Genomic DNA, 15,063 nt, shown 5'->3' on the forward strand with positions numbered 1-15,063 from the left:
CTTTAGCCGCTCAGCTCCCCCTCCAAAGTGTCCCAGGTCAGCCGGTGCGCCTCGCCCACTTCCGGGAATTCCAGCAGCCGGAGCTGGTCGGCGAGGACTGCGCTGTTCACCTGCCGCTCTCTCCCGCTGATGCGTGCTCCGAGCTGACCGGGCGGCGTCCACAGCACGTGCAGCTCGGTCAGAGCGCCGTAGTCGTAGCCCAGCCCCAGCACCTGGGCGCGCTGGCTGCGGCGCAGGGTGGTCGCGTCCCAGACGGCGTGGCGCCCCCGGCGCAGGGCCTCGCGCAGTTGCTCGCGGGCGGCTTGCAATACCTGACCGTTCACCCGCTGGTCACTCGCGTTTTTGCCGAGCTTGGCCCGCAGCGCGTCCAGACTGATGAGGTCGGCGTCCGGGACGCTGTGGGCATACGTGCTTTTGCCGCTGCCCGAGGGACCGCACAGCACCGTTAGGCGCGGAAACCCGCTGCGGGCGGCCTCCTGCACTCGGGCCACCGCCTCGTGCGGCGTGTGAATCACCCCGGCCTCCCAATCCTGAATTCCCCGGCCCACCGCCAGCGCGAGCAACTCGGGCGGCGCGCCGGGCAGCAGGGCCGCAATCTCCGCGCGAAAGGCGGCGTAGGGGTCCGTGACGTTCCAGACGCCGAGGTCACGGGCAAGCAGTTCCAGATAGTCGGCGGTGTCCTCTCCCTTCCTGCCGTCGCCGCCGCGCACTTCGCGGCCCCGCGCGTCGGCTTTCGCCAGCCGCACGAGCAGGGGCAACGGCACCTGCCGCGCCAGGGCGAAGACGCCGCGCCCCAGTTCACTTTCGGCGGCGCGGTGCAGGCTGTGATGATGCGCCACCAGTTCCAGCACGGTCAAAATCAGCCTGGGAGCAAGGCCGGTGTCGAGCAGGCGGTACGCGAGATAGTCCCGCCCCCGCCGCGCGTGCTGGCGCGACCGCAAGCGTATTTGCCCGCTGCTCCCCTCGGGCTCCTCGCGGGTGGTCAGCGCCTTGCCGATGTCGTGCAGGGCGGCGGCCAGCAGCAGGGCCGCGCGGTCAAAGGGGTCGAGGCCTTCCGAGAGTTCGTGCGCCCGCGCCAGTACGAGCGCCGAGTGGGTCGCCACGTCGCCCTCGGCGTGCCACTCGGGGTCCTGCGGGGTGTGCGGCAACTCGCCCAGCAGCGGCAACACCGGGCGCAGTTCGGCGCTCAGCTCGTCGAAAGTGACGGGCTCAGGCCGCGTCAGGAGGTAGATGAGGGCAGACATAAGGACTCCAGCTCGCGACGAAACGCGCCGAGCGTCGGGTGCTGAGGATGATTGTCGAGGACGGCGAAAGTAACGTGCTCAAAAGCGCCCTGGGCTTCCCCTTCCAGCAGCTCGCGGAAGGTGCGTGCCACGCCCGCCGGGTCGTTGCGGAACACGCCGCAGCCCCACGCTCCCAGCACCAGATGCGTCTGCTCCATCCAGGCGGCGACGCCCAGAACCCGCCGGGCCCGTTCCCGCAGTGTCGGCAGCACCTGCGGCAGTTGCTCAGGACGGCTCTGGGCCACTGCTCCAGCGTTCGGGGCCGGCGCGGTGATAATGTTCACCGGCACCGGCGCGGGCAACAGTTGCCCCGCGTCATCCCGGAAAATGGGGACCTGCGGGCTGTAAATGAGGTGGTCGGTATAGAGCGCCGAGTGGGACTGGCGGTTGACCGCGTAGTAAGGCTCGGCCTGGGGTGAGGTCAGACTGAAATAGAGCCCACTGCCACGGCACAGGTCTTCTTCCTGGGCCTGCGCGCCGCCCAGAAAACCGCCACCGGGGTTTTTGGCCGAGGCGAAGTTGAGCGCTGCGAGTGCTGACGCCTTTTCACGCAGGCGACGCGCCGCCGCAAACGTCGTCTCAGACGTGACCTCACAGGTCGTCTGAAAGCTGCCCCGGCGACGGCGTAAGGCTTCTCGTAGGTCTTCTCCCTGCTCCGGCGTGAACAGCCGCGTGCCTTGCCGCATTGCCGCGAGACCCGGCAACCTCACCGGACCCGACCCGGTGACGGACTGGCCCGTGCGGAGGATGTTCAGCGTGTCCTGGGCCTGTTCGGTACGGTTTTTGCGGTTCATGACTGCTCCTGGCGCTTCAGACCGTTCGGCTCCACCGGCTGACTCAGCCAGTGCTGATCGGTCTGCACGTGCCCGCGCCGCACCCACTTGGCGACCTTGCGCCCGAAGTCGGCGTAGGGAATGGCGGCGGTCACGCGCACCACGTAGCCTTCCATCCGTTCCGGGTCGGGGTCCAGGGCCTGAAGGGCGGCCTCGTCCCAGGGGCCGCGGTACAGCTCGCGCGGGGTGGGCAAAGAGAGCCGCTCGGCCCATCCGCGCACCTCGTCCCAGGGCCGCGAGACGTTAAGGTCGTCCCAGACGCTGAAGAGGTAAAAATAGCCGTCCAGATCGTCGTATTTCAAACTATGGACGGCGTAGACGTTCTCGCCGCAAAATCGCCAGCCGAGCGGGATGTCGTGGGCGACGCGGCCCCGCTCGGCCTTGACCCAGGTCCGTGAGGGGTGCGGGCGCATGTCGAGGCTGCGGGCGTGCAGGTCATCACGGTAGAGGCTGGTGTTTTCGCCGTCGAGCTTCTCGGTCACGACGACCTCCTTGCCGATAAATCCGCTCAGCGACGTGATGCGGCGGTCATCGTTCTGGAGGCCCGGCGACCAGGGCAGGTGGGGGATGGAAGGGTATTTGACTCGCATACAGGATCACTGCTGCGTAGAGTAGAGAAAACCTGAGGGTGACGGCATCGGCCTGACGGTCAGGTGGGGTAAGCGCTGTGGCTTAGCTGTCCGGTCGCCGACTTGTGCGGTCCCCACGAAAGAAAAGCGAGCGGCAAGGACACGTCCCCATCCACCCGCTTTTCTAAGCTGTATCGGTTCTTCTTAGCCTGACTAGCCTTCGTTGGGCGGCGTCTCAATCGGCAGAACGTCATCACCAACCTGCGTGGTGCCCGAGCAGCAACTGCCGCCTGACGCCGGCGCCCCGTCCTGCACGCTGTGGGCGTTGCGGTCACGCGGCAGGTTCATGGCCGGGTTCTGGCTGAAAAAGCCGTTGGGCTTGAGCATGAATCCGGCGTATTCCACCGGCATGATCGGGAAGTCTTCGGGCTTGCAGACGTGGGTGTGGCCGAAGGTGTGCCAGACGATGAGATCTTCGTTCTGGATGTTGCGGTTTTGCTGCACGTACTTGGGCAGGCCGTCCCCGCCGGCATGCTGGTTGGGGTAGTCGCCCGAGGCGTACTTCTCGTTTTCATGGCACGGCGTCACCCAGATGTGCTTGGTGGCGAAGCCGCCGCGGTGCCGGACGGTCGAGCCTTCGCGCGCGAGCATCAGCGGGCTGGGGTTGATGATCAGTTTGTAGCCCGTGGGATTGCCCACCGAGTTCTTGACGTTGGGATTGATGATTTTCCAGTAGCGCCCGGTCTTGCCGTCCGCCTCGCGGCAGGCGTCGAGTTCGCGGGTCAGGGTGCGGCTAGTCGTATGAAAGACGTTGCCGTAGGGGTTGGTGTCGCTCCAGGGCGCCGGCTGAAACTCGTGTTCAGTGACCGAGTTCTGAACGCCGTCGACCATCATATCGAGCCGGGCATTGAAAAAATGCTGGTGGGTCGGGCCGCCCAGCCCCTCGTCGACCATGCCGCCGTAGGGGTAAGGCTGACCCGGTTCGATGGCCGCGGTCTGGATGATGCCGGTCAGCTTGGCTTCCAGCTGAATCGTGCCGTCCTGGTAGAGGTACCAGTAAAAGCCGTAATCGTAATTGCCCAATAGTCTGTGCAGTTTTGGAGTTCAGCTACCCAAGCTGCGATAAACACGGCGTTTTTTGCCCCTCCCCCTTGCGGGGGAGGTTGGGAGAGGGGAGCGCAGGCAGCGTCCTAAACAGCAAAATCTTGATCGCCTTCTCTAACGACCACAAAACTGCACGAACCATTGAATTGCCGACGGTGGCGAAAAACGAGATGACCAGCCGGCGCGAGCGGCGCATCTCGTGCATGCCGACCCGGAACTCGTTGTGCTTCCAGAGGGTGCCGTAGTCCTCCTCGTGCATGCACACGGCGTTTTTCATGATGAACGGCTGCCCGAAATCGTCAGCGGCAGGAATGTCGAAGTAGCGAATCAGGCCCAGGCAATCGCAGCCGAGTTCCAGTTGATTGGCGACTTTGCCCAGGCCGTATTCGCCCGCGTCGAAGGCACTTTTCCAGCTCAGTAGGTGACAACTTCACTTTCAGCCGCTCCTGGCGGGCAAAAAGCCTGGATGAACACCTCCAGGATCGCCATGAACTGTTGGGGTTTCCACCGGAGGGCATCCACGAGATGCTGAGCACCGTGCCGCACCAGACTGACCGCTCTCCGACCATGCTTCAGAACGGGGATGGGCCAGGTCTGGCTCAGCCAGACCCCCAGGCGCAAACAGAACATCCAAGCCAATGTCACCAGTCCGAAGAGTCGCTGTAGACGGCTCCTTTCCGTCATTCCGGTTCGCTCTAAGTCAAAGCCTCGCTTTTTGAAACTGCTGAAGGTGCACTCAATCGACCAGCGCTGTTTGTAGAGCCTCCAGGTCTTCCGAGCACTGAAATCTGTGGCGATGATGACGAGGTCACCTGTGGGTGACCTCGTTGCGACCACCCGCATCAACTCCCCGAACACGAACACCTTTTCGCCAATCTCGTGAAAATGACCGTGCTGGACGTGCTCAAACCACTCTTTCCCATTCATGTCGTCTAGCATGTCGGTCTGTCGGATACGAATTGCCCTCTTGATGCCCTGACGACGAAGAAAGCGGAACCATTCCGCGCCGATGAACTCCCGATCGGCCACCAGACCCAGCCAGCGTTTCGCTGGCCAGGCCCGAAGGAGCTTCAACACCAGCCACATTCGAGCGTAGGTGTGACTGTTCCCAGACTGGTCGAGAGGCACCCAGATGAGCGGCAGGGTGAAGCCGTGAACCACGGCTCCAAGCACCAGAAAGTTGATGGGCGTTTCCCCGTGCTCCCAATTGGTGCGGTCCAGACTTAGCAAAACCTTCCCCGGTGGAAGATGGACGACAAGCAGAGCGATGAAAAAGCCCCTGTCCAGCTGCTCATCCCGGAAGGTGCGGTCTGCTCGTCTCTTCTTGCCCTGCGGGGTACTCATCCCCGGCATATGGGCACTCAGGTCGTGATGATTGACGCTCCTCGCGGCAATCATCGCCAGGAGGACGTCAATGAGGCGCTGGAGTGTATCGATGCGGAGGTGACTGGCATGCGTTTTGAAGTGCCCGGTGAGTGCGGTAGCCTGCTGGGCAGCTCCCCTCTGTTGATTTCACACTCTCAGGAAACCGCGAACAGTCGGCCCCATCAAGCTTGATGGCGCCGACTGTTGGTTTTTGCCGTCTGGGACAACGTCGAACCGAAGTTGTCACCTACTGAGCTGATGGCCATCCTACAGTACGTTCTCAGCGCGGTCCCGCTGCGCAAGACGCAGCGGAATTTCCTGACCGTGCTGCTCAGCGTTTTTCTCGCTGTTCCTGGACGGCTGAACGCCCTGAATCTCTCCCGGTATGCAGCCTGCTCGGAGAGTACGATTCGTCGTTGGCTGCACCGAAGTGACGATGGGGCCATTCCGTGGGGCGCGTTACACCAGGCGACTGTCAGTACAGCAATCGAGAGTGGGCTGATCAGCCCACTGTGCGTTCTGGCCATCGACGCCTCTTTTCACCGCAAAGCCGGTCAGCACACCGCACACCTCGGCTCGTTCTGGAATGGCTGTGCCGCGCGGACCGAACGCGGAATCGAGCAATCCTGTTGTGCCCTCATTGATGTCCAGCACCGGCAGGCCTTGACGGTCGATGTCCGTCAGACCCTGACCGGGTCTGAGGCTCCAACTCGTCTGGAACAGACCGCCGATCAGCTGGATGACGTGCTGCTCGATCTCCGGACTGTTCAACAGCTTGATCTGGCTGCTGTCGTTGCCGACGGGAATTACGCGAAGGAACCCATCGTGGAGACCGTGACGGGTCACGGTCTCCCGTTTATCTCCAGATTGCCTCGCAACGCCAACCTCAACGACCTCTACACCGGTGAGCATCCCAGACGACGGGGGCGAAAGAAGAAGTTCGACGGTAAGGTGGACTTCAGTGACCTGCAGCGCTTCGACCTCGTCTCTGCAAGGCCGACTGAGCGGGTGTGGACGCAGGTGGTCTGGAGCGTGCAGTGGGCGCGGGAAGTGCGCGCAGTCGTCATTCAGCAGATTGGTAAAAAGGGTCAGGTCACCGGCTACGCGGTGCTGTTCAGCACCGCTGTGACCATGCCGGCTCATGAGGTCATGGCGCTGTATCGAAGCCGCTTTGAGATCGAACTGATCTTCCGGGATGCCAAACAGTTCCTGGGGGGCCAGGATGTGCAACTGCGGTCACAGCAGGGCATCGAGGCGCATTGGAACGTGGTGCTGCTGACCCTGAATCTTTGCCGACTGGAGGCCCTGCGAGCGGCAGGTGGCGGGCAGGATCTGGTGTTCAGTCTCGAAGACATGAAACGCAGGGCGTATAACGCCCTGCTGGCCCAGGTCATTTTATCCAATCTGGACCTCTCGGCTCGCTTTGAAGAATGAGCGAATTCGCCGTTCAGTCCGCTGGATTTCGGACTTAAAGCCGCCTAAAATTGCACGAACCATTGTTTAAGAGGATGACATAACGGTCTGATCAGTTTTGCCGTGATAATTCAAGTTATACCGCTGCTACTTCCAACTGAGCTATCCTCGAATCGGTATGAAAACTCTTGAGGCTGTATCTCAGCCGCTGGGCCATCTTGCAACGCCGCAACCGGCCCCCTCCACCTCTCTGGAGCTGATGGCTTACCGCCTCGACATCCAAGCCAGAGCCCAGGCCTGGGCGGACATGGACGAGCCTGTACTTCGGAGGCGGGCGACCGAGGCCGCCCGTGATATGGACGTCGAAGCGTTGTGGTCACTCACCGAAGCCAACCTGCTCCTCAATGGTCTCAGTGGCGCCAAGGTCAGCCACCACACCATTCGCGCCTACCGCAAAGGCCTGGACGTTTTCCTCGGCTACGCCCAGCAGGTCGGGCTGCAACTGCTGCGGCCCCGCCCCAATCACGGCGTCGCCTACGCTCGCTGGCTTGAAGCTCAGGGCTACAACACCTCCACTGTCCGGGTCAGGCTCGCCGCCGCCCGCAAACTGTTTGCCGCCCTGCGCTGGGCAGGCGCCACCGACGCCACACCGTTCGCGGATGTTCGTCCTGCACCTGATCCTGTCCCACGCACGGAGAAACGCAAACCCTATTCGGAGACCGAAGTGGAAGAACTCGTCCGCGCCGGCGACCTTGAAGAGAAGGTCATTCTCCTCCTTGGTGCCCACGCTGGCCTGCGCGTCAGCGAAATTGCGGGGCTGCAAAGGGTGGATGTCCACTTAGACGGCGAGCACCCTTACCTGATGGTCACCGGGAAACACCAGAAAAGACAGGGCGTGCCGCTGAGCCGCACGCTGGCCAAGGCGCTTTCCCTCTGGCTGAGCGCCACACCGGACCTCGGTCCACGCGTCCTCAGCGCAGGCAGCGTCGATTACGTCCAAGGGCGGGTCAAGGCCGTGTGCGAACGCACCGGCGTTCCCTACTCTCGCCGGCAGGTCCACGGGCTCAGACACTCCGCAGGCACACGGATCTACAGTGACACTTCCGACCTGCTGGCCGTTCGGGACCACCTCCGTCACGCCGACATCACCAGCAGCGAGATTTACGTCGAATACGCACGGAAGACCAAGGCGCCCGCGGTCAAGTCCTGGTAACGGGTTGAAGGGCCGTTTCCCTGCTTGCAGCAGGGTAGAAGACAAGCAGAATATGCTAGGCCCTACGTTGAAGGAGCCCCCAATGGCTCAAAATAGACCATATCTGTCACTCTTGACCGGCGTAAGTGCCACCTGTAGTATCCACATGTTGCTTTCAGGTTGAAAGCCTCCCGAGGAACAGAGGGAAGTCCGGTCATCCCCAGCTTTTTGGGTTCAGTCCGGCACAGTCGCGCTACGGTTACAGTCCGAACGCTCGCCTCGTGGAGAACGCCTTCGGTGCTTCGCCCCCGCGCTAGGGGCGTCAGGTGGGAAGACATGTTGAACTGAATTTGTTCCAGCCGTGCCCAGCTGTGGGCACGCTGTTTTGCTGTTCCTTTCTGACGACGGCCTTTTGCTGACCGTTGTGGCCTTTCTCTTTTGCAGGAGCATGCCCATGCCCGATCAAGACCTCCCGGCTCCCCCTGAGAACGCGGTGGTGAATGGTCCAGATCACGCGCCTCAGGGTCCACAGGGCGCTGCCCCGTCACGTCCCCGCGCAACTGAAACCCGTATCACCCACATCGTCTTTCCTGGCACCACCAACCATCACGGCACGCTGTTCGGTGGCGAAGCCCTGAGCATGATGGACTCGGCGGCTTTTATTGCTGCCACACGCTACTGCCGCCGCAAGGTGGTTACGCGTCACCTCGACGCCATGGAGTTTTCCCGCCCCATTCCGCAAGGCTCACTGGTCGAACTCATTGCGCGCGTGGTGAAGACAGGCCGCAGCTCCATGACCGTGCTGGTCGAACTGTTTACCGAGGACATGTACAGCGAGAAGCGGGAGCTCGGCTGCTCGGGGACGTTCGTGCTGGTGGCTCTAGGAGCCGACGGGCAACCCACGCCGGTGCCTGCGCTCGAGGCGGGGCCGACATGACCGCTGAACCCTCCGTCCTTTTGCCGACAGACGTCGCCCGGACTCAGAGCAGCGATGTATGCAGCGCGGGCTGGGCGCGGTGACCGATAACATGCGCGATTTCGACGCCGAGGTTCACAGCAGCATGGGGCATGGCGACACCCTGCAAGGCTGACGGTGCTGCGCCTCGTCTACGACTCACTGACGGGCAATGTCCGGCACTTTGCCGAGACGCTGGCCGCTGAGCTGCATGTCTCCCCGATGAGGGTGCAGGACCCGGCCCCGACCGACGCCTACCTGCTGCTGACCTACACCTTCGGCAGTGGGGAGGTTCCGGCCAGTACCCGCCGCCTGCTGACCACCCACGGGCACCTGCTGCGCGGCGTGGTCGCCAGCGGCTCGTATCACTGGGGCCACAACTTTGCCCGCGCCGCCGACGTGATTGCCGCCGAGTACCGCGTGCCCGTCGTGGCCAAGCTGAACAAGGGCGGAACGGCGGCAGACCGCGCCGCCGTACGGCGCTGGCTGCTGCACTACGCCGAATCAGCCCCGCCTTTCCCGACCTCGTGCACTGGAGAACCCACCCCATGGAACGCTGGATAGAACTGAACAACAAAGTCTTGGCCGGGAATGTCGTGGACACCCAGCACGACACGGACGCCCTGCAAGCCTATTTTCAGGAAAAAGTCAACCCGAACACCGTCTTTTTCCACGATCTACGCGAGAAAATCCGTTACCTGACCGAGCATGGTCTGTGGGACGCCCGCCTTTTTGAGCGCTACAGCTCTGAGGACGTCCGGCAGGTGTTTGAAAAGGCGTACGGTTACAAGTTCCGCTTCAAGGCGTTTATGGGCGCCTACAAGTTCTATTCCGAGTACGCCGGCATGACGCCCGACCGCTCGCGCTGGCTGGAACGCTACGAAGACCGCCTCAGCATTACAGCGCTCGCCCGCTCGGAACGCGTGGACGAGGCGCTGGAACTTGTTCACCACCTCGTCAACCAGACCTTTACGCCCGCCACGCCCACCCTAATGAACTCGGGCAAGGCGAACACGGGCCGGCTGGTGAGTTGCTTTCTGCTTCAGGACTGCACCGACAACCTGGATTCCATTACCAAGACGCTGTCCTTTGTGGCCGAACTGAGCAAGGGGGGCGGCGGCATCGGCGTGGAAGCCAGCAATCTGCGGGCACGGGGCGAAAGCCTGCGCGGGATTCAGAACGTCACGAAAGGCGTGCTGGGCGTGGCAAAGATGCTGGACAACATGCTGCGCTACGCTGACCAAGCGGGGCAGCGCCCGGGAGCCGGGGCGGTGTACCTCAGTGTGATGCACGCTGACTTCAGTGACCTGCTGAACGCCAAGAAAATTGCCACCGATGAGGACGCCCGGCTCAAGACCCTGAGTATCGGCGCAACGATTCCTGACATCTTTATGGAAAAAGTGCGCTGCGGCGAGGATATTTATCAGTTCTACCCGCACTCCTTTTTTCAGGAAACGGGCCGCGAGTTCACCTCTATTGACTGGACGAAGGAATATCAGGCGCTGGCAGATAACCCCAACATCCGCAAAAAGCGCGTGTCGGCGCGGCGGCTTCTGGAAGATATTGCCGTCACGCAGGGCGAAAGCGGCTACCCCTACCTGCTGTTTGAGGGCAATGCCAACCGCGCCAACCCGATTCCGAATGTGGGGACGATCAAGATGAGTAACCTTTGCTCGGAAATTTTGCAGCCCACCACGCCGAGCTATTTTCACCCTTACGGCCAAGAGCACCGGGACAGAATCGGCCTGGACGTGTCGTGCAACCTCGCCTCGCTCGTCATCGAGCAGACCATGCACGGCGGCGACCTCGGGCGGGTGGTCGGCGCGGCGATCCGGATGCTGGACAACGTGGCGCGCTCCACCAGCGTCCATGAGGTGCCGGCGGTCAAGCGCGCCAACGACGAGATGCGCTCGATTGGCCTGGGCGCGATGGGCCTGCACTCCTTTCTGGCGGGCAAGGAACTGATCTACGGCTCGCCCGAGGCGCTCGAATTCGTGGACGTGTTTTTCGCTGCCGTGCATTACCACGCCCGCAAAGCGAGTATGGAAATTGCCCGCGACACCGGCTTCGTGTTCAGCGGCTTTGAAGGCAGCCGCTATCAGTCGGGGGAACACTTTGCGCAGTATCTGGAACGCGACTTTGCGCCGAGGAGGCCCGAAGTCGCCGCACTGTTTGAAGGGCACACCCTGCCCACCCGCGCCGATTGGGAACAACTTGTGGAGGACATCAAAACGCATGGCCTCGCCCACTCTTTCGTGATGGCGATTGCGCCCACCGGCTCCATTTCCTACGTCTCGCACGCCAGCGCCAGCATCATGCCTATTACTGAGAAGGTGGAAACCCGCACCAGCAACAAGGCGCGGACCATCTACCCCATGCCGCACCTGTCGGAAGACACCGAGTGGTACTACGAGGAAGCCTACGACATGGACCAGCGCCGCGTGCTCGACACCGTGGCCGCCGCACAAAAGCATGTGGACCAAGGCATCAGCTGCACGCTGTTCCTGCCGGCCTCGGCCACCACACGCACGCTGCAGAGCTACTACCTGTACGCCTACCGCCTCGGCATCAAGACGCTGTACTACACGCGCTTACGCAAGACGAACGTGCAGGACTGCCTGAGTTGCGTGGTGTGAATATCCAGCCTGATCGAGTGTTCGGTTCGCCCCAGCCAATCAACAACGAGGTGCCCATGACCCCCTTTTCCGCCGCCAACTGGTCCGAACCCGAAGACAATTTTTCGGCCACCTTTTACGCCAAATACACCTCGCAGCTGTGGTTCCCCGAGGAAATTCCGCTGACGAACGACGCGCTGGCCTGGAAGACGCTGAGTGACGAGGAACGCTGGACGTACATCCACGCCTCAGCGGGGCTGAACGCACTGGACACCCTGCAAGGTGAGGTGGGGATGCCCCGGCTGCGTGACCTCGTGGACGGGCACATTCGCAAGGCGACCCTGCAGTTTCAGGGCATGATGGAAGACATTCATGCCCGCAGCTACAGCCTGATGAACAAGACCTTCCTGACAGCGAGCGAGGAGCGCGAGGTCTTCGAGTGGGTCAGGACGCAGCCACAACTCCAGCACAAGATTGCCGTCATTCAGGGCGTCTACCGTGACCCCGACGTGTCCGACCTCGGAGTATGGAAAAAACTGGTGGTGTCGTGCATGTTGGAAACGGCGCTGTTCTACTCAGGGTTTTTTTACCCGCTCTACCTCGCCGGGCAGGGGCAGATGGTGTCGGCAGGCGAGATTTTCAATCTCATTATTCTGGACGAGGCGCTGCACGGCGTGTACGTCGCGCTGCTGGCACAGGAGAAATTTGCCACCATGAACGCGGCAGAGCAGGCCGACGCTCAAGCGTGGTTTGATGACACCTTGCAGGCGCTTTACAGCAACGAACTCGCCTACACTGAGCAGCTTTATGCCAACGTGGGTCTGACAGGAGAAGTCAAGAAATTTATTCGCTTCAACTTCAACGTGCTGGCCGACAATCTGGCGCTGCCCCGCCCCTTCGGCGACGAGGACATCAACCCCATCGTGCAAAACGGCATTCAGGCGCGGGGGACCACCCACGATTTCTTCTCGGCCAAGGGGAGCAGCTACAGCAAGATGACGGTGGAGCCGCTGACCGACGCCGATATTGAGACGCTCTGGCATGAGCCCGCGCAGGTGACCGTCCATGAGTGATCGCCCTTTCCTGCTGCTCACGCAGGGCGCCTGCCCCGGCTGCGAGCGGCTGAAAAAGATGCTCGCCGGGCCGCTCAGGGGGCAATTTGACAGTCACATTGAAGTCATTCACCGCCAGAGTGCCCAGGAGCGCTTTGACGCCCTGAGTGCCCACTTCGGTGTGCGGAGCGTCCCCGCGCTCATTCGGGTTTCGGACGGAACCAGGGCGCATGATCCGGGGAGCCTCGGGGCAGTGAGGGCCTTTTTGCAAGGCTGACCCCGCGATGACGGCCGGCGCACAGCGGGCTGACAAGCGGCCCACACAGTGCAAAGCCGTGAAACCCACATTCCTCGGTTGGTCAGTGACCCTCACCCTTTCCCTTTGCTCGGCCTCAGCGCTGGGCGGCGGCGCGGCGCCTGTGACTGCTGCCCCTGTGTCTGCGGCGCCCAGCACTGCGGCTCCTACTGCGTCCGTTCCTCGACCCACCCTGGTCGGCTACGCGGAGCTGAAAGCCGACACCTTTGCTCAGGGACCGGCGAGCGGGGCCTGGAACGGCGGCCTGCGTGGGGAAGCGCGGTTTCAGGGCCAGCCGGTGCAGGGGTTTTCCGGCGTGCAGCGTGACCCCCAGGGTCAGGGGTTCATTTTCCTGAGCGACAACGGCTTCGGAGCGAAAAACAACTCTGCAGATTACCTGTTGCGGCTCTATCGGGTGAGCCTGACCCCCGGTACCCCGGCGGCGCGGACAGGCAGCGTCAAGGTGGGCAGCTTTATTGGGCTCCGTGACCCTGACAAGAAGGTGCCCTGGCAAATCGTGAACGAGGCGAGCGGCGAGCGATTGCTGACCGGGGCCGACTTTGACGTGGAGGGCTTTGCGTTCGCTCCTGACGGCACCCTGTGGATTGGTGACGAATTCGGGCCATTCTTGCTGCATTTCTCGGCGGACGGGCGGCTGCTCGAAGCCCCCATAGCCACGCCCAACCTTCCTGGCTTGCCCACCCTGCGTGGGCAGGCGCCCATCGTCATCGGCCACCGGGGCAGTTCAGGCACCCGGCCCGAACACACGCTGGAGTCCTACCGGACGGCCATCGAGGCGGGGGCCGACTTTATCGAGCCCGACCTGGTGGTCACCAAAGATGGCGTGCTCGTCGCCCGGCACGAGCCGGTCATCGCTGCCGTGGACGAGACGGGCAAGGTACTAGAAGCCACCACCGATGTGGCGACGCGGCCCGAATTCAGGGACCGGCTGACCACCAAGACGCTCGACGGCGTGAAGGTGCACGGCTATTTCGTGGAAGACTTTACCCTCGCCGAGCTGCGGACGCTGCGGGCAGTGGAGCGGCTTCCACAGCTGCGCGGCAAAGCCTACGACGGCCAGTTCACGGTGCCCACGCTGGAAGAAATCATCGCACTCGTTCGTGATGTAGAGGCCAAAACCGGGCGCAAGGTGGGCATCTATCCAGAAACGAAGCACCCTACCTACATGGCCGAAGTGGCAAAGGTCAACACCTCGCAACTTTTGATTGACACCCTCAAGCGGCTGAATTTCACCGACCCTGCCCGCGTCTTTATCCAGTCGTTTGAGGTGGGCAACCTCAAAGACCTCAACACCAGAATCATGCCGGCGGCGGGCGTCAAGTTGCCCCTGGTGCAGCTGATTTCCAGCCCCGACGAGGCGCCTTACGACTGGGCAGCGGCGGGGGACGGGCGCAAGTACGACGCGCTGACGAACGACGCGTCGCTGCGCGAGATCGCCACCTACGCCAATGGCGTGGGAGCGTACAAGCGCTGGATTATTGACGGCGAGGGTCACACCACCGATTTCGTGACGCGCGCACACACCGCCGGGCTCCTCGTACATTCCTGGACTTTCCGCAACGAGCCGACCTACCTGCTGCCGACGTACAAGAACGACCCCGAAGCCGAGATGCGCCAAGCCCTGCGAGCGGGCGTGGACGGCCTGTTTACCGATTTCCCGGCCACCGGCGCCAAAGTGGTTGGGCAATACACGGCCCCCGAGGTGCGCAGCCCACAGCACCCGGCGTTTGCCCAGGGCCTGAGCAGCGCGGCAGCGAATCTGCCCGCGAGCGGCGGCTTTGAGGGCTTTGCCATCGCGCCCGGCGGCAAACTTGCCTACGGCCTGCTGGAAAAGACGGTGGCGGGCGACCCGGCGGGGCAACTGCGCCTGATGCGCTACGACCTCGGCACGCGGCACTGGGCGCTGGCGGGCCGCTACGTGCTGGAACAGGGTGGCGAGGCGATTGGCGACCTGACGCCCGTGAACGACTCGCAGATGCTGGTGATCGAGCGCGACAACGGTCAGGGGGAAACGGCCAAGTTCAAGCGGCTGTATCTGATTGACCTCGCGGCCAAAAATGCCGACGGCACCCTGCGTAAGACCCTGGTGGCCGACCTGATGGCGCTCGCCGATCCGCGTGGCCTGGCACCAAGCACCCGGGGCGGCGTCTTTTCCTTCCCCTACTTCACCATCGAAAACGTGCTGGTGCTCGGCCCCGACACCCTGCTCGTCGCCAACGACAACAATTACCCGGCAACCGGTGGGCGCGGCGCAGACGTCAAAGACCAAACCGAGTTCCTATGGATCAAGCTTCCCACGGCGCTCAAGCTGGCGCCCGCTTATCACTGAGGCGGTTGGAACAGCTGGCTGAGCCGTGCTTGTCAGT

12 protein-coding genes and 2 pseudogenes are annotated in these 15,063 nt (G+C 62.7%); 8 read left to right on the plus strand and 6 right to left on the minus strand.

Annotation, left to right across the window (positions count from 1 at the left end):
- Window positions 1-2: 2 nt before the first annotated feature.
- From DR_RS15950 to DR_RS15975, 6 genes and pseudogenes are all read right to left on the minus strand, one after another.
- Complete coding sequence (locus DR_RS15950) at window positions 3-1,244, minus strand: AAA family ATPase (RefSeq protein ID WP_010884033.1); 1,242 nt, start codon at window positions 1,242-1,244, stop codon at window positions 3-5.
- Window positions 1,220-2,077 (minus strand): TIGR02452 family protein, encoded by an 858-nt coding sequence (locus DR_RS15955; RefSeq protein WP_010884064.1) that lies wholly within the window; start codon window positions 2,075-2,077, stop codon window positions 1,220-1,222. Before DR_RS15955 ends, DR_RS15950 begins: the two co-directional genes overlap by 25 nt.
- Window positions 2,074-2,706, minus strand: coding sequence for an RNA ligase family protein (locus DR_RS15960; protein ID WP_010884034.1), 633 nt, complete (start codon window positions 2,704-2,706; stop codon window positions 2,074-2,076). The genes DR_RS15955 and DR_RS15960 overlap by 4 nt, the downstream gene beginning before the upstream one ends.
- A gap of 192 nt (window positions 2,707-2,898) precedes the next feature.
- A pseudogene (locus DR_RS15965) lies at window positions 2,899-3,765 on the minus strand (hypothetical protein); the annotation flags it as partial.
- 175 nt (window positions 3,766-3,940) lie between these two features.
- Window positions 3,941-4,201: pseudogene (locus tag DR_RS15970) on the minus strand (tyramine oxidase); the annotation flags it as partial.
- A 2-nt stretch (window positions 4,202-4,203) separates the two neighbouring features.
- On the minus strand, window positions 4,204-5,187 hold the full coding sequence (locus DR_RS15975; protein WP_010884020.1) for an IS4-like element ISDra1 family transposase: 984 nt from the start codon (window positions 5,185-5,187) through the stop codon (window positions 4,204-4,206).
- 225 nt (window positions 5,188-5,412) lie between these two features.
- On the opposite strand from DR_RS15975, the gene DR_RS15980 reads away from it, so the two are divergent.
- From DR_RS15980 to DR_RS16015, 8 genes are all read left to right on the plus strand, one after another.
- The gene (locus DR_RS15980; protein WP_063653103.1) at window positions 5,413-6,588 is read left to right on the plus strand and encodes an IS4-like element ISDra7 family transposase; all 1,176 of its coding nucleotides are present in this window, start codon (window positions 5,413-5,415) and stop codon (window positions 6,586-6,588) included.
- Window positions 6,589-6,745: 157 nt separating this feature from the next.
- Window positions 6,746-7,780 (plus strand): tyrosine-type recombinase/integrase, encoded by a 1,035-nt coding sequence (locus DR_RS15985; protein ID WP_010883962.1) that lies wholly within the window; start codon window positions 6,746-6,748, stop codon window positions 7,778-7,780.
- Between the two features lie 433 nt (window positions 7,781-8,213).
- Window positions 8,214-8,696 carry an acyl-CoA thioesterase gene (locus tag DR_RS15990; protein ID WP_162177816.1) on the plus strand — a complete coding sequence of 161 codons (483 nt, stop codon included), beginning with the start codon at window positions 8,214-8,216 and terminating at the stop codon, window positions 8,694-8,696.
- Between the two features lie 156 nt (window positions 8,697-8,852).
- Window positions 8,853-9,278, plus strand: coding sequence for a class Ib ribonucleoside-diphosphate reductase assembly flavoprotein NrdI (nrdI, locus tag DR_RS15995; protein WP_010883964.1), 426 nt, complete (start codon window positions 8,853-8,855; stop codon window positions 9,276-9,278).
- Window positions 9,263-11,350, plus strand: coding sequence for a class 1b ribonucleoside-diphosphate reductase subunit alpha (gene nrdE / locus DR_RS16000; protein ID WP_027480402.1), 2,088 nt, complete (start codon window positions 9,263-9,265; stop codon window positions 11,348-11,350). The genes nrdI and nrdE overlap by 16 nt, the downstream gene beginning before the upstream one ends.
- Window positions 11,351-11,406: 56 nt before the next feature.
- Window positions 11,407-12,402, plus strand: a complete 996-nt coding sequence (locus DR_RS16005; protein WP_027480401.1) for a ribonucleotide-diphosphate reductase subunit beta — start codon at window positions 11,407-11,409, stop codon at window positions 12,400-12,402.
- Entirely contained in the window at window positions 12,395-12,658 is a 264-nt protein-coding gene (locus DR_RS16010) for a thioredoxin (RefSeq protein WP_010884021.1), read from the plus strand. Before DR_RS16005 ends, DR_RS16010 begins: the two co-directional genes overlap by 8 nt.
- Window positions 12,659-12,665: 7 nt before the next feature.
- Window positions 12,666-15,026, plus strand: coding sequence for a glycerophosphodiester phosphodiesterase family protein (locus tag DR_RS16015; protein WP_010883967.1), 2,361 nt, complete (start codon window positions 12,666-12,668; stop codon window positions 15,024-15,026).
- Window positions 15,027-15,063: the final 37 nt, after the last annotated feature.

Origin of the sequence: Deinococcus radiodurans R1 = ATCC 13939 = DSM 20539, from assembly GCF_000008565.1 — a bacterium.
Classification (GTDB): domain Bacteria; phylum Deinococcota; class Deinococci; order Deinococcales; family Deinococcaceae; genus Deinococcus; species Deinococcus radiodurans.

What these genes read in the sequence shown, in the direction of transcription:
- DR_RS15980 (WP_063653103.1), top strand. Translation starts at nt 5,413, where the DNA reads ATGGCCATCCTACAGTACGTTCTCAGCGCGGTCCCGCTGCGCAAGACG.
- DR_RS15960 (WP_010884034.1), bottom strand. Translation starts at nt 2,706, where the DNA reads ATGCGAGTCAAATACCCTTCCATCCCCCACCTGCCCTGGTCGCCGGGC.
- DR_RS15990 (WP_162177816.1), top strand. Translation starts at nt 8,214, where the DNA reads ATGCCCGATCAAGACCTCCCGGCTCCCCCTGAGAACGCGGTGGTGAAT.
- DR_RS16005 (WP_027480401.1), top strand. Translation starts at nt 11,407, where the DNA reads ATGACCCCCTTTTCCGCCGCCAACTGGTCCGAACCCGAAGACAATTTT.
- DR_RS15975 (WP_010884020.1), bottom strand. Translation starts at nt 5,187, where the DNA reads ATGATTGCCGCGAGGAGCGTCAATCATCACGACCTGAGTGCCCATATG.
- DR_RS15955 (WP_010884064.1), bottom strand. Translation starts at nt 2,077, where the DNA reads ATGAACCGCAAAAACCGTACCGAACAGGCCCAGGACACGCTGAACATC.
- DR_RS15950 (WP_010884033.1), bottom strand. Translation starts at nt 1,244, where the DNA reads ATGTCTGCCCTCATCTACCTCCTGACGCGGCCTGAGCCCGTCACTTTC.
- DR_RS16015 (WP_010883967.1), top strand. Translation starts at nt 12,666, where the DNA reads ATGACGGCCGGCGCACAGCGGGCTGACAAGCGGCCCACACAGTGCAAA.
- DR_RS15985 (WP_010883962.1), top strand. Translation starts at nt 6,746, where the DNA reads ATGAAAACTCTTGAGGCTGTATCTCAGCCGCTGGGCCATCTTGCAACG.
- DR_RS16010 (WP_010884021.1), top strand. Translation starts at nt 12,395, where the DNA reads ATGAGTGATCGCCCTTTCCTGCTGCTCACGCAGGGCGCCTGCCCCGGC.
- nrdE (WP_027480402.1), top strand. Translation starts at nt 9,263, where the DNA reads ATGGAACGCTGGATAGAACTGAACAACAAAGTCTTGGCCGGGAATGTC.